Below are 25,512 nucleotides of genomic sequence, written 5' to 3'. Positions count from 1 at the left end.
GTTTTAAACAAGAACATTATCGCTCCTGAACTAAAAATATAGCCAAAAATGTCTAGTTTGCAGCCACTTTTTAAGTGCGCTCTCAATAATAAATATCTCGAGAAAATGGTGCAGAAAAAGGTCGCTAATCTTACTCGATGCTGTGATTTAGGTCACGCCTAAAGGAGATGATTTCATGCTTTTTTTCTGTTTTCGCCAGTGCAATCAAACTGTCAAAAATTCATGGTTAATCTATAGGTAGCAGATTGCTGCTCTCAAACGAATACACCATATTCACTCGTAACGATATGGTGCTGTTCCTCTAGATGAAGTTTAGGTGAGTAGTTGACTATCACCAGAATCAGATACTAATCTTTATATGAGCTTTATCTACGTTCAATGAATGCAAGGCAAGCCGCACGTCGGCAAGGAGATGCTATGGGCGAGACCAACCGGAAGCTATTTGTTTTAGACACCAATATCCTACTTCACGAACCCTTCGCTATATTTTCTTTCCAAGAGCACGATGTCGTTATCCCCATGACAGTGCTAGAAGAACTCGACAGAATCAAAGACAGTAAAAGAGACGTTGCTCGAGATGCGAGAATTGCGATTCGAACGCTCGAAGACCTGTTCAGGGAAGCCACACCAGACCAAATATCGGAAGGCATCCCTTTTTCTAAAGACATAAATGCATCTGGCAGTATTTCAATACTCGCTGACTACGAACTTCAAGAAAGCATCAAAGCCTTTGCCGATGACAAGGCGGGCGATAACCGAATCCTCAACGCTGTCCTCTATCTTCAAAATAAACGCGCACCACGCGAAGTGGTTCTCATCACCAAAGACATCAATATGCGTTTACGAGCAAAAGGCGCCGGTGTACGTTTTGTTGAAGACTATCAAACTGACCAACTGATTGATGATATCCAATACCTCACCAAAGGCTTCCAACAACTGGAAGGCTCATTTTGGGATGGTATCGATAATGTCGAGAGCAGAAGTTTAGGCGGAAAGACGCTGCACACCTTAGCAAGAGCGCCGTTCGAGCCAACCTTCCTCAACCAATATGTGATTGACGAAGAGAGTGATTTTGCCGCTCGAGTCGAGGAGATTGAGCCGGAAAGCATTACGCTAAGAGACCTCAGCCGCGAAAGGCTGATGAATCGCAGGGCATGGGACATCACACCAAAGAACGTTTATCAAGGCATGGCGATAGATGCGCTGCTCGACCCTGATATTGATCTTGTGATTCTCACTGGCGCCGCAGGTAGTGGTAAGACACTGCTTGCTATGGCTGCTGCACTTGAACAAACCATTGAGCGCAAACAGTTCGATAAGATCATCGTAACCCGCAACACCCCTGATATTGGTGAATCGATAGGTTTCCTTCCGGGTACAGAGGAAGAGAAAATGTTACCTTGGTTAGCCGCAGTGACCGATACACTGGAAGCGCTGCACAAGAACGACCACTGCACAGAGGGCTCGATGAAGTACATCTGTGACAAAGCCAATATCCAGTTCAAATCAATCAACTTCATGCGTGGCCGCTCGATTCAAAATGCCTTTGTGCTTTTGGATGAGTGTCAGAACCTCACCGCTTCACAGATAAAAACCATCATCACCCGTTGTGGTGAAGGTACTAAGATCGTCTGCTCAGGTAACTTAGCGCAGATAGATTCTTCTTACCTAACCCCTGTGACTTCAGGCTTAACCTACATGGTTGAGCGTTTTAAAAACTTCGAAGGCAGTGCCAACATCCACCTCAATGGTGTGGTGCGTAGCCGACTAGCTGAGTTTGCGGAAGAGAACATGTAGTGACTCTATACGCTCACTGAATCAGTAATCTAAAAACAAAAAGCGCCTCACATTGGAGGCGCTTTTCAATTTAATATTTTGAAGTAAGTCGGCAGAGGTTAGTCTGAATTACTCAGTACCACCAACGGTTAGCGAGTCTAGTTTCAATGTTGGTTGACCAACACCCACTGGCACACTTTGACCAGCCTTACCACACACACCCACACCACGGTCGATGCTTAGGTCGTTACCCACCATAGACACCTGCTGCATCGCTTCGATACCAGAACCGATTAGCGTCGCGCCTTTCACTGGGTGAGTGATCTTACCGTTTTCAATCATGTACGCTTCAGACGCTGAGAATACGAACTTACCTGATGTGATATCGACCTGACCGCCACCGAAGTTCGGTGCGTAGATACCTTTCTCAACCGTCGCGATGATCTCTTCCGGTGTGTGTTCGCCCGGTAGCATGTATGTATTCGTCATACGTGGCATTGGAAGATGCGCGTATGACTCACGACGACCATTACCTGTCGGTGCTACACCCATTAGACGAGCGTTCAGCTTATCTTGCATGTAACCTTTTAGGATGCCGTTTTCGATTAACGTATTGTACTGACCGTTAACACCTTCATCATCGACGTTCAATGAACCGCGTAGATCCGTTAATGTACCGTCATCGACAATCGTACATAGGCTTGAAGTTACTTGCTCACCAACTTTGCCAGAGAATACTGACGACTCTTTACGGTTGAAGTCGCCTTCTAAACCGTGGCCTACCGCTTCATGCAGCAGAACGCCCGGCCAACCAGAACCAAGAACCACAGGCATGGCACCAGCAGGCGCAGCCACTGCTTCAAGGTTAACTAATGCTTGGCGAATCGCTTCATCCGCAAATTGGTAAGCAACTTGAGTGCCTTTGTCATCACTTAAGAAGAAGTCGTAACCAAAACGGCCACCACCACCAGCGCTACCACGCTCACGACGATCACCCTTCTGTGCAAGTACGCTAATAGACAAGCGAACCAGCGGACGAATATCACCAGCGTAAGTGCCATCAGTCGCAGCAACCAGCATCTGCTCATGCACACCACTTAAACTCACCGATACTTCAGTCACCATCGGCTCTTTAGTGCGAATGTAAGCATCTAATGATTTTAGTAATTCTGTTTTCTGCTGTTTTTCCCAACTCGCAAGCGGGTTAACTGCATCATAGTAAGCTTGATTAGAGTTGCGTTTGAACGCTTGAACCTTGCCGTTTTGACCTTGTTTAGCAATACCACGAGCCGCAATTGCGCTCTGCTTAAGACCATCCAATTGGATTTGGTCAGAGTAAGCAAAACCAGTCTTTTCACCAGATACTGCACGAACGCCAACACCGCAATCGATATTGAAAGAGCCGTCTTTAATAATGCTGTCTTCTAGCACTAAAGATTCGTGCCAGCTTGACTGAAAGTAGATATCAGCATAATCAATTTGGCGGGTAGCAATACTCGCCAATGTATCTGCGATATTTTGCTCCGTAAGCCCTGTCGGGTTCAGTAGCGCTTCTTCAATTTGATTAATGCTCATAGATGGCTCTTGTTTGTAATTAAAATTGATTGGTAAATCGAGAGTGTTGCGCGATGGGCATATTTTGCCTAATGGACTCGCAACTGGATGTGTCTATCTCAACCACCATACTTTTAGGATCTTGGTCTAACTGTGCGACCACTCGTCCCCATGGATCAACCACCATTGAGTGTCCCCATGTTTCTCTTTGGCAAGGGTGTTTTCCGCCTTGACCTACCGCGACAATCCACGACTGTGTTTCAACCGCGCGGCATCTTAATAGTACTTCCCAGTGCGCTTGACCCGTTACCGCTGTAAAAGCCGCAGGCACCACAATGATTTGTGCCCCTTGCTTACGTAACTCTGAATACAAGTGTGGAAAGCGCACATCATAACAAATACTCAAACCTAAGCGACCAAAAGGCGTTTCCGCTGTCACAACTTGGTTGCCCGGAGTGAAAATATCCGACTCTCGATAGCACTTATGGGCGTCAGCGACATCCACATCAAACATGTGTAGCTTGTCGTAATGAGCAACGAGGCAACCAAAATCATCAATCACCAAGGTGGTGGTCGTCACTCCGTTAGTTGTGCTTATCGGCATACTGCCAATGACGATCCAAATTCTGTGAAGCTTTGCTAGCTCAGAGATTTTCTTTTGCAGTGGGCCATCATTAAAAGGCTCAGCACACTGGTGATAGTCGGCTTTACTGCCAAAAACTAACGCGTTTTCAGGGCAAACAACCCACTTAGCCCCCAACTCTTTGCACTTTGCAACTTCTTGAGCAAGGTACTCAAAGTTCAATTCAGGGCTGGGGCCAGATGTCATTTGAATCAACCCAACACAATCCATGTGTATCGCTCCTCCATTCATTATGATTCAGAAATCAGCATTTCACCGTATATTCGCTGACTCGGGCATAAGGTCTTTTCGGCTAATTTAAGGCCTATTCGGCTAATTTTCTCAGCTTCTCTGGCAGCTGAAACTCGCCAGAGCTACGAGAAAGTTCGCTCACCGTTGGTGAATCCAATGGTCCTTTCACCGAATAATTTACTTGGGTAAAGACTTCCACAACTGGCGAGATAACCGTGGTCACCGCCAATACGTACAGCGCCGTTTGAGGGGTTACCGCAAAGGCCGTTAATACGGGAATACCCGAGGTAATATCTGGGGTAAAGTTCACCTCAGCATCAACCTGACGCGTGTTGAGGTTAGCGATACCTTTGATTTTCATCTCACCTGCGACCGCATCCATGTTCAGATCATTGGTCAGGAAGATACCATTTTGAATCTCGCCCGTTCCGGTGATGCTGTTGAAGGCCATACCTTTATCAAACACATCTGAGAAATCGAGCTGCATCTTACGGATGATCGAATCTAGGCTAAACAGGCCAAGTAATCGAGCTGCGCCGCTCACATCCGAGATAATGCCTTTACCAAACTTGGTTTTAACGTTGCCATCAAGGGTATCCATTTTGATTCCCCAAGGCGAACCATCCCAATTTAGTTGACCTTCCAACGCGAATGGCGCTTTTTGAATCCCGGAAGTAATACCAAAGCGCTCCATGAGCTCGCTGTTGTTTTCACCTTCAACATCAACGGTTAACGATGAATGACTCTTGTCACCTTGCAGTTCCCACCAGCCACTCACATCCGCTTTGTTACCGCCGCTTCGCACCTGGATTTTGTTCCACTCGATACGATCTTCGTTCCTCGTCATTTCAACATCGACCTTACCCACCTTGTAGCCTTGCAGCCAAAAGTCGTTCAGCGTCAGGGTCAGGTTTGGCATCGCATCGTGGATCTCTCTATCCAATTTGGATATCAATGGCGCAGCTTGTTCTTTACGTTGCAGCAGTTGCTGATCTTGGTTGTTCTTATCACTCCACTCAGGAACAAACAGATGCAGACGATCCAGTGAAACTGTCAAATCATAAGGAGGCAGGTAGTTAATATCCCCTTCTAGCTCTTGGCTAGACACTTCCATTTGCCACGCCTGTTTGTTCTTACGAGCACTAAAATCGACGTCATTCCAAGAGATACCACCCAAGATCAGCTCTTTACTCTCAAAGGTAATACGGCTTGGCGCAGGTATGGTTGGCGTGTTCATTTGACTAAGTACAGCCGTTGAAGGCTTTACCGGTTCCATTACAACCGATAACCAATCATCGGCATTGAATTTGTCTGTACGAATCAGTGCGTGATGGCCCACCACCGGGCTAATTTTGTAGCCACCGCGACCAAGCACTAAGTTGGTCGCCGTTAACTCAGGCACGTCGCCTGTGATATCAATCTCAGCTTGGTACTTGGTGTTTGGCAATTGCAGGCGCGCGGTAATCGTCTCTTGGTTACCCGATGCCTGTAGCCTTGCAGAGCCACTTTCTAGTGATTTTTTCGCCAATGGATATGGGTAATCACTCGCCAAGTATTTTAGGTCTGACTGTAAGTCTAGTTGGTAGGTAAAGCCGATATCATTCAGCTGGATATCAATCTGGCTTTGCCATTGCGCATGACCTGATAAGCGGCTTAACCATTGCTCACCGATGTAAGGTTCTAGAGGCTTGACGTCCCAATCACCTAACACATCAATATCAACTGCATAGCCAGGACCATCATTAAGGCCCTTAAAATCAAGCGAGATACCTTGGTTAAGCAGATCCGCAGCGAGGCCATTTGCCGTCACTACGTCATTATCAAATTCAATTCGACCCGTGGTGTTCTCGAGCACCATTGGCGGCGCTTCAATCTCAACATGGTTGCCACTTAAGTCGGCGTAACCCCATGCTCTTGCTTCTTTTTCAGAATCAAACGGAATATTCAGCTGGAACTCAGAAGAGACATCACCACTCACTTGAAGTGCGGTTAAGGCTGCGCCTACCGAGCCCACCAGTGGCGAAGACGTCATGTAATCGCGTACTGCGTTGCCAGACGCCGTCGCTTTAGCTTCAATTTCAATATGGCCGCCTTCCCCTAAATAAGGAATGCGTCCTGTGATTCGATCTGCCGTCACATCCATCAGTTGAGCTGAGCGAGAATCCAGATGCATCGCATCATTTTCAAACAACAGATCAAGCTGAAGATCAGTAATCAGTGGCCACGCGGTATCAAAGCTGAATTTCGCATCTTCTAAGCCAACCCAAACCTGGAAAATACCATCGTGGTTAGTGTATGGGTATTGAGACAAATCACCATGCCACAACAGTTTTACGGTATCCGCTTTACCGGCTTGAATCGCAGTTGAAAGGTAGTCTGTTAGATCTTGCCCAAGAGCCAGTGTAGGTAAGTAGCGCCATGTTTCACCGACATTGTAAGCGTCCGCTTCGCCGTAGAAGGATAAAAACGGGCTCGCATCTTTTGGGAAGTCTAAGCGGAATGCGCCTAGTACTTGTAAATCGGGGGTGGCAGCTGTGATTTTGTCTGACCACAGCTTCCAGCCGTTTTCATCTTGCTGCCAAACAATATCAACCTGACCTTGTTTGATATTCAAAGGCGCTTGGAATACGTCACCATAAGGGAACACATCGTCAATAACATGCAGGCTAGCTTTCGCTTCCGAGGCCGAACCAAACACACTACCAGACACTTGGCTAAAGCCTGGGACTAGTTCCCACTGCTCGATAGCAAGATCAGAAAAACTGGCTGAATAACGTAAACTGTCAATTCCCGAACCCATGGAAACACGGATATCAGAAACAGAGCCGCCCGGCGCCAATACGTTAATCATTTTGGTTGATTGTTCAGAGTCAGGCAGCAGCTTAATCAACGGAGTAATAGTCGCAATATCCAGCTCAGAAATGTTGAGTTGCCATGGACCTTGATTCCACTTGAACGCTACGTCGAGTTCCGGCCAAGGTGTGTCATCCGTTCTAAGGTTTAGTGAGTGACCATTTACTTGCCAACCATCATCAGTCGGCGACAACTTAAAGACACCGGACTCAAGCATGAGGTCATGCTCGCCATCTTCGTTCCACGCCAGTTCTGAGGGTAAAACCTCAACATAAGCGCTCACTGGCTTGCTATTTCGCAGCGTAAGCCAGCTATTCAAGCTCACAGTACCCGTTTCAATGCCGGATTCCGCCTGCATATAATGCGTAAGCCATGGCTTAACAGAAATGCTGTCGGCACTGACATAAAACTCACCAGTCACATCAGTCAGTGACCCACCATCAATAAAGTTAGCACTCACTGACAGAGAGTTTAGATTGGCACCTTTGATACTCACCACACCTTCAGCAAGGTGATGTTTGTCTGAGTTTTGCCATTTTAAGGTTTCTATATCGAGCTGACGTTCTTCACCCGAAACAGAGTGATAAAGAATAGAAGAATCTTTTGCAGTTACATCGACGAGTGTTTTTAGCAGTAAATTATCGAGCTCTTGCATCGCTCGCTGGGAAGAGCCAGAATCTTTAGGCTCATCTTTGCCATTTTGCCCAGCAAACAGCTCAATTGAGCGGATATCAAGATACATTTGATTCATGACCAACTCGGCCACAACCGGGCGCATCTGTACGACCGATTGAATCAAGTCAAACTCGACTTCAACACGCTCGACAGAAAAGCTCACATCTTCCGCATTGGGAAGGCTGGCTTTAACGCCTTGCAGAGCAATAGAGGGGTGAGTGTTACGCCAAAAACCGCCCACGTCTTGAATCGAAAAATCAAAACCGGAGTGTTGGTTTACCCAAAGCTCAATTTCAGATTGATACTTGTTTAAATTGGGCAAGGCTACACGCAGTGTAGTAACGGCAATGGCTAGCGTTACTAAGAGAGTAACCACTAACCATAAACATGCACGTAGAATCAGAGTAACGCTTGAGCTCACAAAATTTCCATTACATCATAACAACATCAAACTGCTCTTGTATGTACAGAGGCTCAGCCTGGATTTTAACTTGCTTACCAATAAAGACTTCAAGCTCCGCAAGCGCATGAGATTCATCGCCCTCTAACGCCTCAGCTACGGCAGCTGCCGCATAGACCACAAATTTATCGGCGTCGTACGCACGATTCACTCGCGTGATCTCTCGAAGAATTTCATAACAAACGGTTTCAACTGTCTTCACACTGCCGCGGCCTTCACAAGCAGGACAGCTCGAACATAGGATATGCTCAATACTTTCACGAGTACGTTTACGAGTCATCTCAACCAACCCAAGCTGCGTGAAGCCATTAATATTGGTTTTCACACGGTCTTTGTCGAGCGCAGCCTCTAAAGAAGTTAGTACTCGCTTACGATGTTCCTCAGACAACATATCAATAAAGTCGATAATGATGATGCCACCTAAGTTACGTAGACGCAGCTGACGAGCAATCGCTTGAGTCGCTTCTACATTGGTGTTGAAAATCGTCTCTTCTAGATTACGACGACCAACAAACGCGCCAGTGTTGATATCAACCGTGGTCATCGCTTCAGTTTGGTCGATAATCAGATATCCACCAGACTTTAATTCGACTTTACGATCCAATGAACGCTGAATTTCGTTCTCGGTATCGTACATATCAAAGATAGGCTTATCACCTTCATACAGCTCAAGCTTGTCTGTCAGCTCAGGCACGTATTCAGAGGTAAACTCTTTTAGGTTTTCATATTCTAGACGAGAATCGACCTGAATCTTGCTCAGCTCAGTACCGACGAAGTCACGTAAGATACGTTGGCTTAAGCAAAGCTCACCATACAAACGAGTACGCGCCTTGTGCTTACCACGACGCTCTAATACTTTTAGCCATAATCGCTTCAAGAATGCGGCATCTTGTGCCAACTCATTTGAATCTGCACCTTCTGCTGCTGTGCGGATGATGAAGCCACCGTGTTCGTCACAGTAACGAGACACGACTTTTTTAAGACGGTTACGTTCAGACTCGCTGTCGATACGTTGAGATACACCAACATGACTTGCGCCCGGCATAAATACCAGATAACGAGACGGTAGAGTGATATCAGTGGTTAAGCGAGCACCTTTAGTACCAAGAGGGTCTTTGACCACTTGCACCACAATGTCTTGCCCTTGACGGACAAGCTCTGAAATATCACGAACCTGAAATTGTTTCTTTTCGTTTTCAGCGACACATTCAGTGTGTGGGACAATATCAGAGGCGTGTAAAAAAGCTGCTTTCTCAAGGCCTATATCCACAAAAGCCGCCTGCATTCCCGGAAGAACACGGCTTACACGTCCTTTATAGATATTTCCTACGATACCGCGTCGAGCATCTCGTTCGACATGGATCTCTTGAAGAGCCCCCCCTTCAATCATGGCCACACGAGTTTCACTCGGGGTCACGTTCAGCAACAATTCAGCACTCATGGTGCACCTCAGGTTAGTAATTATAAGAATTCTTGCAGTAGCTGGTCCGTTTCAAATAAAGGTAAGCCGACAACGGCGTAATAACTACCTTCGATTCGGGTGACAAAGCGTCCGCCCAAACCTTGGATCCCATAGCTACCGGCTTTATCGCATGGCTCCCCTGTTTGCCAGTATTGTTCTATTTCTTTTTCACTGAGGGGTTTAAACCATACGTCGGTAATAATGATTTCTGTTCTTTGTTTTTCTTCTGAAACCACAGAAACCGCCGTCATCACTTGGTGACGTTCATTCGCTAACTGAGTAAGCATGCGCTTAGAGTCAGCAAAATCGGTGGGTTTCTCAAGCACTTGCCCTTGGCTTACGACGACTGTGTCAGAACCAAGAACGACTATATCAGAGCCAAGAACTACAGTATCAGAACTAGGAACGACATGCTGCCTTTCAGAAGGGTTATCTTTCAATAAAGACAACGCAGCTAAAGCTTTATCTAAAGATAGTCGCTTAACATATTCTTCGGCGGTTTCTTGAGCGTGTTTACACTCTTCAACATCGGTTACGAGGACAGAAAACTCATAACCGAGTTGAGATAGCAATTCTTTGCGGCGTGGAGAGCCGGATGCCAAAACTAAATGTTTCTTTTCCATCGTCACGCTACCTCACATGCCAATGGCGACGCACGCGTCTCATTAATAAAAACATCCAAGGCCAAAGTATACAGTTTATCAATGCGCTCCATAACGATAACGGATTGAAAACAACATCTTGGATCAAATATTCACCAAAGAAGATCAACACCTCAAACAAGACCGTTAACGCGGCAATGATCATCGCTTGCTGCCATAACGCCATGTTACGAATGACGAGGAAGTTCATCGCAATAATGTACATCACTATTGCCATCATCATGCCTCGAATACCCAGAGTAGAGCCGATCAAAAGGTCCCACAATAAGCCTAAAATCAAAGCACTACCCACGTTAACACGATGGGGTAGAGCTAAAACCCAGTAACACGTAACCAGCAGTAACCAAGATGGTCTAAATAAATCTAAGCTACCAGGCCAAGGGATCGTCTGCAGAATCAGTGCTATTAAAAATGAGCAGAAAATTACTACCTTGCTTCTCAAAACGCTATTGGCCATCTTCGCCCTCTAACAATGCTTGTTCTATGCTCGATTGATCCGCTTGCATCTGTTTGTTTTCATCAGGCCATACAAGCAGCAGGTATCTGAGCTTATCGAACTCAACCACAGGCTCTGCTTTAATCACAGCGAACTCACGTTTCGGGTCGTAATCAACGGCCGTAACATAGGCGACTGGATAACCTTCTGGATATACCCCACCAAGACCTGATGTCACCAACAGATCTTCTTCTTGTATATCGGTACTGGTTGGAATGTGCTCTAGCTGGATCTCATCAATCATGCCATTGCCCGAAGCAATCACACGGATGTCATTACGAATAACCTGAACAGGAATCGCATTGTTTGCATCAGTGAGTAGTAATACACGACTATTATGAGCAGCAACGAAAGTGACTTGGCCGACAATGCCTTTTTCGTTGATCACCGGCTGACCTTCATACACCCCATCAATCTGACCTTTGTCGATCACGACTTGATGGCGATATGGTGAAGTGTCTACCGCCATAACTTCTGTGACGACTTTCTTCTCATCACGGATAAACGGCGAGCCTAACAGCTTACGAAGGCGCTTGTTTTCTTCTTGATATTGCTCAAGCAGAATCAGCTCGCTCTTCAGACGCAAGACTTCTCGTTTAATATTATGGTTAGATTCAATTAACCCTTTGCGAGTGCTAAAACGGTCGTAAACACCATCGAACATAGTGCGAGGCAAGTTGGCTGCATATTGAATAGGCGCAACCATGCTGTTTAATAGATAGCGAACATTTGAGAAAGCATCTAAACGACTATCAGCCAGCATAAGGCTGGCTGATAAAATTACAGCAAAAAACAGGCGCAATTGTAGAGAGGGACCTCTACCAAAAATTGGCTTCATTCTATATTTGGTCCTAGAGCTACATTTGATCCTATAGACAAGGTCCTAGGCTCTTTACATAAAACTAGATAAGAAAAGAGCCTAACACTAGATATTATTCTTCGCTGAACAGATCGCCGCCGTGCATGTCGATCATCTCTAGAGCTTTACCGCCACCTAGAGCAACACACGTTAATGGCTCTTCTGCAACAACAACAGGGATACCTGTTTCTTCTGTTAACAGGCGATCAAGGTCTTTAAGCAGTGCACCACCACCTGTTAGTACCATACCGTTTTCTGAGATATCAGAAGCCAGCTCTGGTGGACACTGTTCAAGTGCAACCATGACTGCAGATACGATGCCAGATAGAGGTTCTTGAAGTGCTTCAAGGATTTCGTTTGAGTTTAGGCTAAAGCTACGAGGCACACCTTCAGCAAGGTTACGACCACGTACTTCGATCTCTTCGACTTCATCGCCAGGGTAAGCTGAACCGATTTCGTGTTTGATCTTCTCTGCTGTCGCTTCACCGATCAAGCTGCCGTAGTTACGACGAACGTAGTTGATGATCGCTTCATCAAAACGGTCACCACCAATGCGAACAGAAGACGAGTAAACCACACCGTTCAGTGAGATAACCGCAACTTCAGTAGTACCACCACCGATATCAACAACCATTGAACCTGTTGGCTCAGAGACACGTAGGCCAGCACCAATCGCAGCAGCCATAGGCTCATCGATTAGGTAAACCTCACGAGCACCAGCACCTAACGCTGATTCACGGATAGCACGACGCTCAACCTGTGTTGAACCACAAGGTACACAAACCAAAACACGAGGACTTGGTTTAAGCACACTGTTGTCATGCACTTGTTTGATGAAGTGCTGAAGCATTTTTTCCGTTACGTAAAAGTCGGCAATTACACCGTCTTTCATTGGACGGATCGCTGAGATGTTACCAGGCGTACGACCAAGCATTTGCTTAGCAGCGTGGCCAACAGCAGCGACACTCTTTGCAGAACCCGCACGATCTTGGCGAATAGCTACAACTGAAGGCTCATCAAGAACAATGCCTTGGCCTTTTACATAAATAAGGGTATTGGCTGTACCTAAATCAATCGATAGGTCGTTTGAAAACATGCCACGAAGTTTTTTAAACATATTCTTCGCTCATCCTGCAAGAATTAGAAGACAAAAATTGCACTAAATGTACCAATGCCTTGCTGTTACGGCAAGGCATTGAAGTACAAACATGGACTGAAACCCGCAATTTCTTACAGATTCCTAACTTAAGGGGCAAAAATTATATTATTACTGACCTGTTAAGCCACTTTCACCTCGGTAGATCACACGATCGTTACCACGGTAGATACCAAATGTGACGACGGTGGATGGATCTTCATCACCCAGTTGGCGCCAGTTGTAACGTAGCCATGGTTGATCTTGATCACTGCCACTACATGAGATGTTATTTCCGCCATCGCTATCAGGCTCAGAGTCATCCATTCTTAACCACAGACGAACTTGCTCACGTGGCGCGTCTGTTCCTGCTGGCGTATTTTGATTTGCTGTGACCTCTTCTTCTCCATCATCCACATTTCCACTACCGTTAAGTGAAACTAAAGTGGTTGCCGCCCCTTCACTGTGCCAAATAACTTGTTTACAAGTATTAGCCCCATTGAAGGTACTGCGGTCATCATCCTCGTTAACAATAAACTCGCTGCCATCCCAGAACTCAGCGCGCAATGGAATAGTTAGAGTAGTATCAGAATTGCCACCAATATCATCTAGCACCATTCGACCATAACGAGCTGGAGGCTGGACCGGAAACTCGACAGAATCAGTCAAAATATCAGAGTCAGTAAATGAAACAGGATCAACTCCTGCAACAGTCAAGCCAAAGTGGGTAATAGTGGAGTTAGCATCTGAAGTATTAAACGGTGCATCTCTGCGGCTAACGTCATCCAAATCCGTAACTCGCTGAAGAACAGCGGCACTATCGTTCAACAACCAATGCTTACGATCAGTAGACCAAGTGCCTGCCTCAGTATCCAATAAAAAGCCATTATCGACACTGGCATCATCCAAAATACCAAAACTAGCTTGCAGATCTGAGCTGAAGAACCTGTAGTTATTGAGCGCATTATCCGTATCGCTCTCACCTGATGCCATTGGATACACTTGGTGAACTGTAGAATCATAAGGTTGACTTAGGTATGCAATATCATTTTGGTTAGCGACATTCCATTCTGGGGAGCCTTGTATGAAGTATTTAGGGTAAAAACGGCCGATAGTTTTAGACCCAGTGACACCTGAATCACCATTTGGAGGGGCAATGGTGCTATAAAAGTTACCCGTTTCAATTGCAACCAATTCAAAACTTCCTACCTCTGAGTAGGTTAACCCATCAAGTTGGTACCCACCATTTGACTGATCACTAATTGAAATACTCGGAGATATCGTGTCGGGCATCAAATAGCCAAGTACACCCTCACTTGGTGTGTCTAAATAATGGGAAACACTGATCGAAGCTTGAGACACAAAATAATTCGAAGGAACACCTACATTATTTGAACATACGGAATTTACATTAGCTCCGGTAATCATGGGTTTCACGTCCACATCAAAGCTCTCCCCCGCTGCAACAAAGCCACTACTACTGGATTCTGTACTCGTTCCACTTGAATCGCTATCAGTACATACAGCAAACTCATAAGGTTTAGATTTGACAACAAAGCTACCAACCAACCCCGAACTTGCGGAATCAGGCTGTTCATAAATAGGACACCCTTCAATTTCAGAACAATCAAAGCTAGGATCATTGATAACTACATTAACTTGCCCAACATTGCTCCAATTTACTTCAGTTGTAGCACCACCATTATCAAAATTTAGATCTGTAACTGAGAAGTCATCAAGTGATCCATCTTCAGGGGTAGGCATTTCAAGAAAGTAATCTTTAGAAGCATCAAATGATAAGTTTTTAGTATAGCCATTTACTGGGCTAACAACGCCTTGATCACAAGCTTGAGCCGTCACCTCTACCACTAACTCTTGAGAGTCTTGAGCTGCATTCATATGTATTTGGCTTGGGCTTGTATCAAACTTATAGGGCACATAAAAAACTTGTGTCGATGTTGCGGGCTCTGAATCGTAGACTCCCCCAACACTGAAACTACCAACCGTATCAGAGTCTAAATACAAGGTTCGAATGCCACCATCAAACGTATAATCCGGAGTTTCACACGCATTGTTAGCTTCACCCGTACACCATCGCGTTCCCGTTGGGGTTACCGTCGCTTCAAACTGCTCATTAGAGTCGACCAATTCGCCATTCTCTTCTAGGCGAAACTCAACCGGAATTCGCTCACAGGTTAGGCTATATAATTGTTGAGGTTCTACAACCAATAATCCTTGCTGTACTGGGGGTTCACAAGAATAATCAGGTTTGATTATCGTTACACCATTATCAAGCACGGCGACTCTCGCTGTCACGGCACCATGAATAGCTGTCTGATTTAAATCTACAGTATCTGCGAGAATAAATCCTTTGAAAGTAGAGTTCCCAACGTCAAATATGACCTCACCTTTAGGAGCGTATATAATGGGATAAGCGAAGTCAGATTGTATATCAACTGCCAAGTTAAACTTCATACGTGTTATCACATTTATTTGAGAGTTGCCCTCAAAGGCATATACCAAATCTCCTGCATCATGCTCATAATTATCAAAGGTCACCGTGGAATTATCAGGAAAAACCAGTTCTACACCCGCCCCTCCACTAACTTTAACATCTGAGATATAACTGTCTTCATCTAAGACGACTCGAACTAGATTATAATCATTCCCCTGCTTGTTGATAACGAGCTTAGACAAGTTACTCTCAATGAAAACATCTATTGTTTCACCGTTAATTTGGTAAGAACATATCTCTGAGTCCGCTCCGCAGCTCTGCAAAATATCCGAAGCCTTGCCCGTAATGGTTAAACTTTCTGATGGATTTTTTTCTGCAATAGAGGTTACGTAACTGCCTTTAATCTTTCTTAATTCAAGTTGGCTATCATTATTACCAACATCACATTGATGTTCATCACACACTGGAAAATTATAAATATGATAAAACTCACTCGCATCATCAAAACCCAATAATAAAAAGTCATCTTTTGTTGTCCATTTATCATTAAAGAGCTCATAGCCTTCAGAGACCTTTTTTAAAGATTGATTAATATAGTTATTAGACCAGCCGCTAAATTTTGTTTGCTGGCTGGTAACCGTCAATGAGCTATTCACACCAGTCCAACTCTGAATGGGCTCGGGAAACAAGTTACACACGTTGGCAACAGGAACCACCTCAGGTAACTCAAACGCAAAGTAACCCACTTCTTCCGGAATATGCGTGCGGTCTCTAAAGTCCTCATCTACAACAAAGCTAACTTGGTTCGTGTTAATGTTACATCGACGTAGCCAGCCTCCGTGTCCACCAGCCCTCTCTTGTTTATTAGCTATGATCCCGTCAATATTCGTTAGAGAGGTGGTAGCATACTTATCCTCACAACCATCCAACATTGGGTCATTACCGCTTTGACTTGGCGTATCATACCCTCTTGCAAATTGAACCTTAAAACCATCAACATCAAGGTTAGTATTGGTGGCTAACGTCGCTAAAAACGCGATCTTCTCATCGTCATAATCATCGTTACTGCGGTGAGAAGCACTTAGCTCCAAAAACAAATCAATGTATGACGTTTCATCGGTTCGCCTAACCTTGCCAGAGGTCATCCATTTATCATTGTTATTTCGAGTTTGAATTTGATGCAATACCACCGGATTAGAAGAAAAGCCAGCTCCGCCAAAATCGCTATAAAGGACTCTATCATTACTATTTGAGCCTGATTTAGCACTGGCTGCATCGGTGTTCAAATAACCCGCTATGACTTCATGGCCATTAAAATCGGCCACACCGGGCTCAATCGCAAGGTAACTGACTTCTGTTATCGGTTGGCTATCTAAATCTGAACCACCGCCATTCTTTGGCGCCTTAATCTGCTTGATGGTCGCTTCGGTTTTGCTTACCTCGGTAACCATTAACGTTGCAGGAGCATCCGCGTCAGGGGCACTTGAATCAATGGTTGGCATCACAAACACCAGTGGCGTGTTGGTATAAGACTGAGTCAGTGGGATCTTACATTCTCCACCAGAGCACTGAACGATACCAAATTCATACTGAGCATCGTTTGAATAAACCGGCGGTGGCTCGATATCCGAGCTGTCACATTCTAGTTCAGTACTGTCCCCACTATTAATATCGACGCTTTGCGGGTGAATACCTTTAAAGTCTGCGGGGTAATTGCCTAAAAAAGTAAAACCCTGCCCATCGTCAACGTAGTAGTCTGCGGTTCCGGCATCATTTCCCGCTCCCGGCTGATAAATCAGTTGAACACTATAGTCTCCCCCACCAACCATGTAACGAGGATCGCGAATAAAGGGCGTATCTCCCACCGTAGGCTCATTAATATCATTGGTCCAGATGGTGTATTCCGGGCGGTTATTTCCGGGCTCTTGCTCTGCAAACACAGATTCAACAAGCTGGGCGGAATTGATATTAAATGATATTTTAAATTCACCGCTCGGATCTACGTTACAAGTCGACGCTGTCGCGATCAAAGGGAATAGGCAGAAACAGGCAACTAAAATATATCTACATGCTTTCATCGTATTGACTCCTTCACCCACACTTCTTGATTACGTTGCACTTGGTTAATACCTGAACCACAAACGGCTGTTGATTCAATCTTAAAAAAACCAACATCATCTAAAATTCCGATCGGAGTACAAGTTAACTCTTCAACTGCACAGATAGTCGACATCCCACTACTCACTTGGTTTGAATTTAAGTTACCACAGACGGTGCTCACACTGGTTGAAACCGCAGGCGAAACCGTTAATGGATAAACTTGAGTGAGTGCCCACTCATTAGCGGAATGTGCTAATAGCCAAGCCTGTGTTCCAAGTTGTTTACGCGTCAATGTATCGTGGTTTGACCATTGTACTTGCACTAAAGAAGTCGCAAGAAAGCCCATCACCACAATAACAAATATTGCAACGACCAAAACACTGCCTTTTTGGGATGATTTACTATGGCGCATTAAGTACCTGCACATCTTGTTGGTAAACACTTACTTCGTTGTTTTGCTCAAGTACAAGATCGATGTGAATCACGCCACCTCTTTGTAAACTTGGCTCTTCGTAACGAAAATTACTGTCGGCATAATTGATGCTATCCGCCACAGTGACTCCGTTACGCTGGATTAAACCTTGATTCTGAATAGTATCGTTTACTAAACAGTAACTCACCGGAGCACTATCACTGTCATCGTAAATATAATGACGTTTAGCAATAGATTGACTACTCAAACTTACCGAAGAAGCGGTAAACACATTGCTCGTTGAGACTAACCCCGACACAGGAATTCGCTTAGTTGAACCAGCCACCAACTCCGAGTACGCGGTTGGGTTAATAATAAGGAAATCATCTGCATCGAGTATTGGGGAGTCTTGGCCGATAATAAAATTCAGTTCATCTGTCGCTTCATCAAGGTGATAAAAGCCTGAGTACTTAATAGCGTAAAAGGTAAGACATTTTTGAGCAAAAACCGAAGCCGGAGTAATACTCGAATCAAAACTATTAGGGACCGCATGACTGATTTCTCGCGACATTTTCTCAACAACAAACTGCCCTTTTACTTGCACCTTTTGTCTATCGATAGTGTCGACATAACCTTTCATGCCGTATTCAACAAAGCCTGCGATCGCTAAACCAATCACACCTACGACGACAATCGTTACAATCATCTCAATTAAGGTAAAACCACGTTGCTTCATCAGTAGTTCCCCTTGTAAGCGATAACGCTGTAGCGGTTGTTGCCACCAAAGATCTGTAACTCAACACGCTTCATCGTGCCAATAGCATTCTCGTTAATACCATCCATGTTTTGATCGTAAAATACGGAGACTTCAACTCTAAAATTGGCATAACTGCCTTCAATATTTTCATCTAGGATATTAGCAAGTGGGTACTTAATAGGTGATACACATGCTGATTCAGTGGTATCGGTGTACCAACAGCCAATATAATCATCGACATCATTAAACGCAGCGGGCGTTGCCTCTGAGCCATCAATACCAAGTTCATAAGGCGCAGAACAAGCAGTCGCACCTGCATCCCCACAACGCACCAGACCACCATCAAAATCACTGTGTTCATCAAAACCACGTGCCAATATTTGATTCATTAAGCTCTGCCCTAAAGCTACTGAGCGGTTTTGATATTGAGGGTCAGCGGAGCTCGCCACTTGAGGAGCTAAAAAACTAGTAATCGTGACCATCGCAATACCCAAAACGATAATCACAACAATGCTTTCAATCAGAGTAAAACCACGTGAGCGAATCATAGACATGCTCCCTCACGTACATAACCTTGAGAATTAATACAGACTTGGGCGCTATTGCTCGAAGTGGTTGAGTTAATCGTAATGTCCACTCCAGCACTTACTGAAGGGTTTCCCAATAAATCAAAGTCGATAACAGTATTCGCTGGAGAAAACGTTATATCTGATATACGCACATAATCACTACGCGCATCGGCTTGTGATTTCTGAGCACTATTTGACAGGTCTAAACGACAAGCTGTTACGGAACCTAGACAGTCACTATTGATAGCAAGACGAAAGCTATTATTCGCAGCAGAAACGTTTGATTGCATTCGATTAACTTGGATTTGACGAATAACGGAGATGACTTGTTCTTGCGCAGTAAAAGTGGAATAGCTAGAGGTACCTACGAAGCGGCTCGCGGCAAAGGTAGAAACAATACCGAGGATAATGATAACGATGATCAGCTCTACTAGAGTAAAGCCTTTGGGTATGGGGCTGCTATCCATAATGAGCCTCTAACTGCCAAGCGAATACTGATTATACAAGATAACGAAGTTTACGATCTTATGTATATGAATAGTTTTAATATTTATGAGCGATAGGAAGAAAAAGGCCGACAAAAGCCGGCCTAAAATCTAGATAATATTCACTGGAGATTATAAGCCACAGTTTCCATCGGCACCATCAACAATCAATACAGTCGCAGGCGTATTCGCATCAATAGCTGCTGTATACTGAACACATTGCACAGTGTATCCGTCTATACCAATGTCAATAGTAGTATTTGTAGGGTCAGTTGCATCATCTTCAGAGCTATCTAAAACCACGAACTCATTTGATACATCTAAGGTTTGCATGATACCGCCTTGGTTAGCAGTTTCATCGTTAACAGCAACAGGGTAACCAAAACTATGTGCTATACCTTCAACTACAGTACCTGGATTATCATCATCAGTAAAAGCAGTATATGTTGTAGCTTCAATGCCGTTGATTGCCGCTTTACCATAAGAGATCCCCATGGCTCCTGCTACAGCCCCACGTAAGCCCTCTAATGTTGCAGTGCGAGCATCATCTTGCAGGTTTAGGAAACGCGGTGCCGCAGTTACAGCAAGAATACCTAGAATAACAATTACAACCACTAGTTCGATTAGGGTGAAACCGCCTTGTCTTTTCATAGTTAAGCTCTCTCTATGTTTAATTTTACGCAGACTTACTGCAAAGTTACGGTCACACGACCAGTTTTAATTTCGTAAACAAATTCATGCTCGGTACTACCTTCTAATTGAACGTAAGTACAGGTTGCATCACCAGAATTTGCTTGCGCTGAATACTTGTAGTTTGAGTCGTTCGCTACATCTGAAACCGCACCTACTTTAGGTGGATTTTGCAGCAAGTTTTCCATCAACTCAGAACATGTTTGGTCTGAAATATCTTGTGGAGCAGTGCTCGAATTATTGTTCAGAGTCCACGGATAGCCATCTCTAAAATCGGTATCGACATTGTTACTGTTTTTTGATCTTGTTAACCAAAAATCAACACCATCATAGTTTACAGTATTGTATGTTTCAACACCTATCTTCTCTGATGGCCTAGCCTCTGCTTCCCACTGTGCTCTTGCTGATAATACTGCGGTTGCAAAACCACCAGCCACGCCTTCAATACTGGATTTTTTAGCCTCATCTGTCACATCTAAGAAGCGGGGTAAAGCCGCCACTGCCAATAAACCAACAACTACGATCACTATCACTAATTCGACAAGGGAGAAACCCTTTTGATTCTTAAGCATTTTCTACCTACTCATCTAATTATTAACGCGCATTATACATTCGCGCACGTATAAAACCATACTAAAACTGTCAATATTTTCACAAAGCCAAAATATTGGCTTTTACACTAAACCTTTCTCTTTCAAGTAATATATCTACCTGATATTTATCAGTATAATGATAACTACAGTGAAAGTGTCTGTTGTCACTTTTATCTTCAACTCTTGGAGAGCTTAGCCCTAAAATGCTCCCTTGAGGATATAATTGATCCAGCCAATAATTACAGTCTCGCTCCGTACCTTGGATAGGCATTACCCACCCAGTTCTGCTGTAGATCTTTGGGGGTTCCGAGCCTTCTTCTTGCCCAGCACCCGATAACAAATACTGCTGTTTGAACAAATTGGCTTGCTCTAAAATCCGCTTGCTCGCGACGATAAATGCCGTGTTAGTCGCTTCTTCTTCTACCGTTTTGAATGCCGAAAGCACACCGACAATAAGAAAAAGAATAACCACTGTCCAAATAACAAAACGTGAGCGTTGTAGGTTATTTAGCATTCCCTAGCCTTTGATCGCATCCAACATTCCCCACATCGGCAAGAAGATACCTAGCGCCAAAATCAGCACCATGCCTGCAACGATGGTTAACAAAATGGGTTCAATTCTGGCGGTTAAGGTTTTCAGATCGTAATCGACTTCGCGGTCATAAAAATCAGCCACTTCAAGTAATAGCTCATCAATACGACCCGTCTCTTCACCGACGGAGATCATTTGTATCACGAGCGGTGTGAAAATTTCGCTGTTAATCGCGGTCGACGAAACCGTACTACCGGCTTCAATGGCCGATTTCATGGCTTGAACTCGCAACTCTAGAAAACGGTTATCTAAAGCTTCCGCCGAAAGCGCTAGCGACTGGTTCAGTGGAACACCCGCTTTAAGCATCAAAGCAAAAGTACGCGAGAAGCGTGACAACAGTGCTCGATTCACTACCCCGCCAATGACCGGCATTTTTAAGCGTAATCGATCCCACTTTTCCAAGCCTTTGTCTGTCTTCACCCAAGCTTTAAAAGCGAAGATAAGACCAAAGATCACTCCAAGCATTAAGCCCCAGTAATTCACAAAGAACTCAGACATACCAATCAAGATACGAGTAGGCAGCGGCAAGTCGACACCAAAGCGCGCAAACATGCTTGAGAACTGTGGAATAACCTTGATGTTAAGAATGAACATTGCAATCAAGATAAAACTGATCACGAATGTTGGGTAACGCATCGCAGTCTTAATTCGTTTGCGAGTCTCAACTTCTTGTTCGTAATATCCAGCTAATTGCAGTAAAGCCTGATCTAGACGGCCTGTGTTTTCACCAACGCCAATCATCGAGACAAACAACGGACTGAATACCTTTGGGTGCATCTGCATTGACGCCGCTAAGCCGCGACCATTAGTTAGCTCAGCAACCACCTCTTCCAAGGCGGCTTTCAGCTGCTTATTTTCGCAGTTTTGAGTGAGGCCTTTCATCGATCTTAATAGTGGTACACCCGCTTTGGTTAGGCTGTATAACTGTCGACAAAACAGAACCAACACCTCTAACGGTACACTCGGAAAGAACAGACTCGATACATCCATATCTAAGACTGAACCACCACTTTTGCCCAGTTTGATAGAGGTTGGAATGATCCCTTTACTCATCAAGCTTTCAGCAGCAAGATCTTCGTTATTCGCGTCTAATTGCCCACTTACTTGACTACCATCAGAGCTGCGACCTACATAACGATACGTTGGCATATCATTCTACCCCTACAGATAAATTGGGTCAGTGGCACCGGACGCATCACCTTCGCCAAGATGCATTATCTCATCAAGACTCACGACACCTTGCAGAGCCAATTCCATCGCAGAAGCCAATAACGGTTTATAGTTTTCAGACTGTCTCGCCTTTTGAGCAAAACCTACCGCATCATTAGCTCTCAGTGCATCCATCATGTTTTGCTCTAGCTCCAACATTTCAAATACACCAATTCGCCCGCGGTAACCGGTTAAGTTACAGTTCTGGCAACCACGGCCTTTCATAAACGGCACACCTACTTGGTTAGGGAAACGGACGCTCAGCCATTGCTTGCGAGGTTCATCTAACTCATCCTCAACCTTACAATCTGTACACACTTTACGAACTAATCGCTGTGCGACTACTGCTCGAACAGCGCTCGCGACCAAGTAACCCGGAGCACCCATATCCATCATACGCAACGCGCTGTCTACCGCATCATTGGTATGTAACGTACTTAATACTAAGTGGCCGGTCAGTGCAGCTCTCAAGCCTATCTCAACGGTTTCGTGGTCACGCATCTCACCGATAAGAATAATATCGGGATCCTGACGTAGAAAGGTTCTCAAGATAGTAGAGAAATCGAGATTGATCTTAGGGTTTACCTGAACTTGATTCACACGAGGTAGGCGGTATTCCACCGGGTCTTCCGCAGTAATGATTTTTTTACCCGGTTCGTTTAATTCACTTAACGCGCCGTATAAGGTTGTTGTTTTACCTGAGCCGGTTGGTCCGGTAACCAAAATCATGCCATGTGGACGGCGCAATTGTTGACGCAGACGAACCAACAGATCACTCGGTATGCCCGACTCTTCTAGTTTACGTAGGCCTGCTGACTGGTTAAGAAGACGCATAACCACTGATTCACCGTGCTGTACTGGCATGGTCGACATACGAATATCAACCGACTGACCTTTAGCTCGGATATTAAAGCGACCATCTTGAGGAAGACGTTTCTCTGAAATATCGAGGTTTGCCATCAGCTTCAAGCGCAGTACAAGTGCCGAAGCAATATTCACCTCATTCAGCAATGTTTCATGCAGCACACCATCAATACGCTGACGAAGACGCAATACGTTTGAATCTGGCTCGATATGGATATCCGAAGCGCCAACCTGAATAGCATCTTCAAATAGCGAGTTGATCAGCTTAACGACGGTAACTTCATCACTGTCTTCTTCAGCGATATCGAAATCAAAGGCATCATTAACTTGGTGTTCAGCGTGAAGTTGCTCAGCAAACGAGGCAATCTCTTTGGTTCTTCGATAATAGCGATCGAAGCCATCAACCAATTGCCTTTCTTGAGCAACAACGAATTCCAGCGCGTAATCGCCGAGCTGACCAAGCAAAGACTCTTGGGCAAACAGATCCGCAGGGTCACTCATTGCAACACGCAAAGTGTCACCTTGGCGTCCAATAACCAATGCACGAAGGCGACGAGCATGTACTTCGGGTAAAAGCTGTACTGCTTCAACATCGACAACGGCTCGGCTTAAATCAATAAGAGGAATCGCTAACTGCTGCGACAAAAAGCTCAGCATTTGCTGCTCTGACAAGAAGCCAAGCTCAATTAGCGCATCACCCAGCTTACGCCCAGTACTTTTCTGAGCGGCCAGTGCTTGTTCAACTTGAGCCTCAGTGATAATGCCTTCTTCGACAAGCAAATCACCAAGTCTTTTTCTTAATCTAATTTGCATCGCCGCTCTCCTCTAAAGCATTGAGTATTTTTAACCGGTCACGCACAAAGCTTTGTGATTGAGATGAGATACCGACTCTAGTCAACGCACCTTGATATGATTGTTTTGCTGCAGCGAAGTCTAACTGGCGTTCTTGCTGAATCGCTAAGCCCAACCACCAGCGAGCGTTATCTGAATCGACTTCAACCAACTTTTGATAACTCTCGAGTGCGATTTCTTCTTGCTGTGATTTTTGGCTCAACGCCGCACGCATTGCTAGATACTCTTGAGTTGGATGCGGAGGCATGTGTACTAAAGGGCTCAGCGCCGCTTCTGATTGATTCGCTTTTACCAGCAGTTTAGATAACCCTAATCGCAATTTTTCACTGTTGATGTTGAGCTTAATTCCAGACTGATAAAGCTCATAGGCTTTGCGAGTATCGCCTTTACCAAAATAGAGAATCGCAAGTTTCTGACGGACATCTTCATTTCGTGGCGTGTAGCGTAGAGCTTCAGTGTAGCCCTTCAACGCACCAGTAAGATCGTTCGCATCAAGCGCTTTCTGAGCTCGACCTTGTGCATTCACAGATAGCTGTTCCGGAGTTAACTCAACCTGTTCGATCAACATTCCGCTATTTTCTGAATCACCAGAGGCTACAGGCTCATTAGAGATAGACGCAGGGGCTTTTTTTGCCACACTAGCAACGTAAATCGGTTGGGGAATTTCAGTCTTAGTCGTTTCAGGCACGCTTAGAGCTTTAGCCGGTGTTTGTTGTTTTGTCGCTTTTGGGGCAGACATAACAACTGATTCGGAAACACTAGGCTTAGATTGAGCGCTTTTTGCCATCGCAGTGTTTTCTGTTGAAAGGATCGCAGAGTCTAGTGTCACCAATTTCTTAGTTGGCGATGAGATAGGTTGAGCAACTTCCTGAATGCCATTTGAATCATCAACGACAGAGACTTGAACCTGTAAATCTCGAGTTGAGATTGACTGCTCAACAATAGACTGATCAATCACAGGGCCTTGCGATATCGCCCAGCCGCCCATCGCTAAACTCAAAGTAAAACCCGCAACAACCCAAACTAGGGGGGAACGCGTTTTTACTTTAGGTACGAATGCCGCTTCAATCGAAGTCGCTGATTTTTTCTTTGCCAATTCAGACAAGGCGTTGTTAATGACGCTCATAA

20 protein-coding genes are annotated in these 25,512 nt (G+C 44.9%); 1 reads left to right on the top strand and 19 read right to left on the bottom strand.

Going from position 1 to position 25,512, the window contains the following annotated elements:
* The first annotated feature begins 417 nt into the window (after positions 1-417).
* Positions 418-1,797, top strand: coding sequence for a PhoH family protein (locus BCU07_RS00230; RefSeq protein WP_017062953.1), 1,380 nt, complete (start codon positions 418-420; stop codon positions 1,795-1,797).
* A 108-nt stretch (positions 1,798-1,905) separates the two neighbouring features.
* Here BCU07_RS00230 and tldD read toward each other — a convergent pair whose 3' ends face one another.
* The 19 genes from tldD to BCU07_RS00135 form a co-directional block, all read right to left on the bottom strand.
* Positions 1,906-3,351, bottom strand: a complete 1,446-nt coding sequence (gene tldD / locus BCU07_RS00225; protein ID WP_017061366.1) for a metalloprotease TldD — start codon at positions 3,349-3,351, stop codon at positions 1,906-1,908.
* A 19-nt stretch (positions 3,352-3,370) separates the two neighbouring features.
* Positions 3,371-4,183, bottom strand: a complete 813-nt coding sequence (locus BCU07_RS00220; protein ID WP_017061365.1) for a carbon-nitrogen hydrolase family protein — start codon at positions 4,181-4,183, stop codon at positions 3,371-3,373.
* Positions 4,184-4,277: 94 nt separating this feature from the next.
* A complete protein-coding gene (locus BCU07_RS00215) occupies positions 4,278-8,153 on the bottom strand; it encodes a YhdP family protein (RefSeq protein WP_102428418.1) in 3,876 nt (1,291 codons plus the stop codon).
* Positions 8,154-8,163: 10 nt separating this feature from the next.
* A complete protein-coding gene (gene rng / locus BCU07_RS00210) occupies positions 8,164-9,633 on the bottom strand; it encodes a ribonuclease G (RefSeq protein WP_017061363.1) in 1,470 nt (489 codons plus the stop codon).
* Positions 9,634-9,653: 20 nt separating this feature from the next.
* The gene (locus BCU07_RS00205; protein WP_102428419.1) at positions 9,654-10,277 is read right to left on the bottom strand and encodes a Maf family protein; all 624 of its coding nucleotides are present in this window, start codon (positions 10,275-10,277) and stop codon (positions 9,654-9,656) included.
* Between the two features lie 7 nt (positions 10,278-10,284).
* Positions 10,285-10,773, bottom strand: coding sequence for a rod shape-determining protein MreD (mreD, locus tag BCU07_RS00200; protein ID WP_017061361.1), 489 nt, complete (start codon positions 10,771-10,773; stop codon positions 10,285-10,287).
* On the bottom strand, positions 10,763-11,650 hold the full coding sequence (mreC, locus tag BCU07_RS00195) for a rod shape-determining protein MreC (protein WP_004735927.1): 888 nt from the start codon (positions 11,648-11,650) through the stop codon (positions 10,763-10,765). The genes mreD and mreC overlap by 11 nt, the downstream gene beginning before the upstream one ends.
* Positions 11,651-11,744: 94 nt before the next feature.
* On the bottom strand, positions 11,745-12,788 hold the full coding sequence (locus BCU07_RS00190) for a rod shape-determining protein (protein WP_017062957.1): 1,044 nt from the start codon (positions 12,786-12,788) through the stop codon (positions 11,745-11,747).
* 150 nt (positions 12,789-12,938) lie between these two features.
* A complete protein-coding gene (locus tag BCU07_RS00185) occupies positions 12,939-17,339 on the bottom strand; it encodes a DUF6701 domain-containing protein (RefSeq protein ID WP_241910055.1) in 4,401 nt (1,466 codons plus the stop codon).
* Positions 17,336-17,773 (bottom strand): MSHA biogenesis protein MshP, encoded by a 438-nt coding sequence (locus tag BCU07_RS00180; RefSeq protein ID WP_102428420.1) that lies wholly within the window; start codon positions 17,771-17,773, stop codon positions 17,336-17,338. Before BCU07_RS00180 ends, BCU07_RS00185 begins: the two co-directional genes overlap by 4 nt.
* Positions 17,763-18,509 carry a prepilin-type N-terminal cleavage/methylation domain-containing protein gene (locus BCU07_RS00175; RefSeq protein WP_050645578.1) on the bottom strand — a complete coding sequence of 249 codons (747 nt, stop codon included), beginning with the start codon at positions 18,507-18,509 and terminating at the stop codon, positions 17,763-17,765. The genes BCU07_RS00180 and BCU07_RS00175 overlap by 11 nt, the downstream gene beginning before the upstream one ends.
* Positions 18,509-19,078 carry a prepilin-type N-terminal cleavage/methylation domain-containing protein gene (locus tag BCU07_RS00170; RefSeq protein ID WP_102428421.1) on the bottom strand — a complete coding sequence of 190 codons (570 nt, stop codon included), beginning with the start codon at positions 19,076-19,078 and terminating at the stop codon, positions 18,509-18,511. Before BCU07_RS00170 ends, BCU07_RS00175 begins: the two co-directional genes overlap by 1 nt.
* Entirely contained in the window at positions 19,075-19,566 is a 492-nt protein-coding gene (locus tag BCU07_RS00165) for a prepilin-type N-terminal cleavage/methylation domain-containing protein (protein ID WP_102428422.1), read from the bottom strand. Before BCU07_RS00165 ends, BCU07_RS00170 begins: the two co-directional genes overlap by 4 nt.
* Positions 19,567-19,716: 150 nt before the next feature.
* Entirely contained in the window at positions 19,717-20,235 is a 519-nt protein-coding gene (locus tag BCU07_RS00160; RefSeq protein WP_017061354.1) for a type II secretion system protein, read from the bottom strand.
* 35 nt (positions 20,236-20,270) lie between these two features.
* Positions 20,271-20,846 (bottom strand): prepilin-type N-terminal cleavage/methylation domain-containing protein, encoded by a 576-nt coding sequence (locus tag BCU07_RS00155; RefSeq protein ID WP_102428423.1) that lies wholly within the window; start codon positions 20,844-20,846, stop codon positions 20,271-20,273.
* 79 nt (positions 20,847-20,925) lie between these two features.
* Positions 20,926-21,381 (bottom strand): hypothetical protein, encoded by a 456-nt coding sequence (locus BCU07_RS00150; protein ID WP_017068728.1) that lies wholly within the window; start codon positions 21,379-21,381, stop codon positions 20,926-20,928.
* Positions 21,382-21,384: 3 nt separating this feature from the next.
* Positions 21,385-22,608 carry a type II secretion system F family protein gene (locus BCU07_RS00145; RefSeq protein ID WP_017061351.1) on the bottom strand — a complete coding sequence of 408 codons (1,224 nt, stop codon included), beginning with the start codon at positions 22,606-22,608 and terminating at the stop codon, positions 21,385-21,387.
* 12 nt (positions 22,609-22,620) lie between these two features.
* Complete coding sequence (locus BCU07_RS00140) at positions 22,621-24,345, bottom strand: GspE/PulE family protein (protein WP_017061350.1); 1,725 nt, start codon at positions 24,343-24,345, stop codon at positions 22,621-22,623.
* Positions 24,335-25,510 (bottom strand): tetratricopeptide repeat protein, encoded by a 1,176-nt coding sequence (locus tag BCU07_RS00135; protein ID WP_102428424.1) that lies wholly within the window; start codon positions 25,508-25,510, stop codon positions 24,335-24,337. The genes BCU07_RS00140 and BCU07_RS00135 overlap by 11 nt, the downstream gene beginning before the upstream one ends.
* Between the last annotated feature and the right edge of the window lie 2 nt (positions 25,511-25,512).

Origin of the sequence: Vibrio sp. 10N.261.54.E10 (genome assembly GCF_002877735.2) — a bacterium.
In the GTDB taxonomy this organism is placed as follows: Bacteria; Pseudomonadota; Gammaproteobacteria; order Enterobacterales; family Vibrionaceae; genus Vibrio; species Vibrio crassostreae_C.
This window is presented reverse-complemented; position numbering and strand designations above follow the sequence as displayed.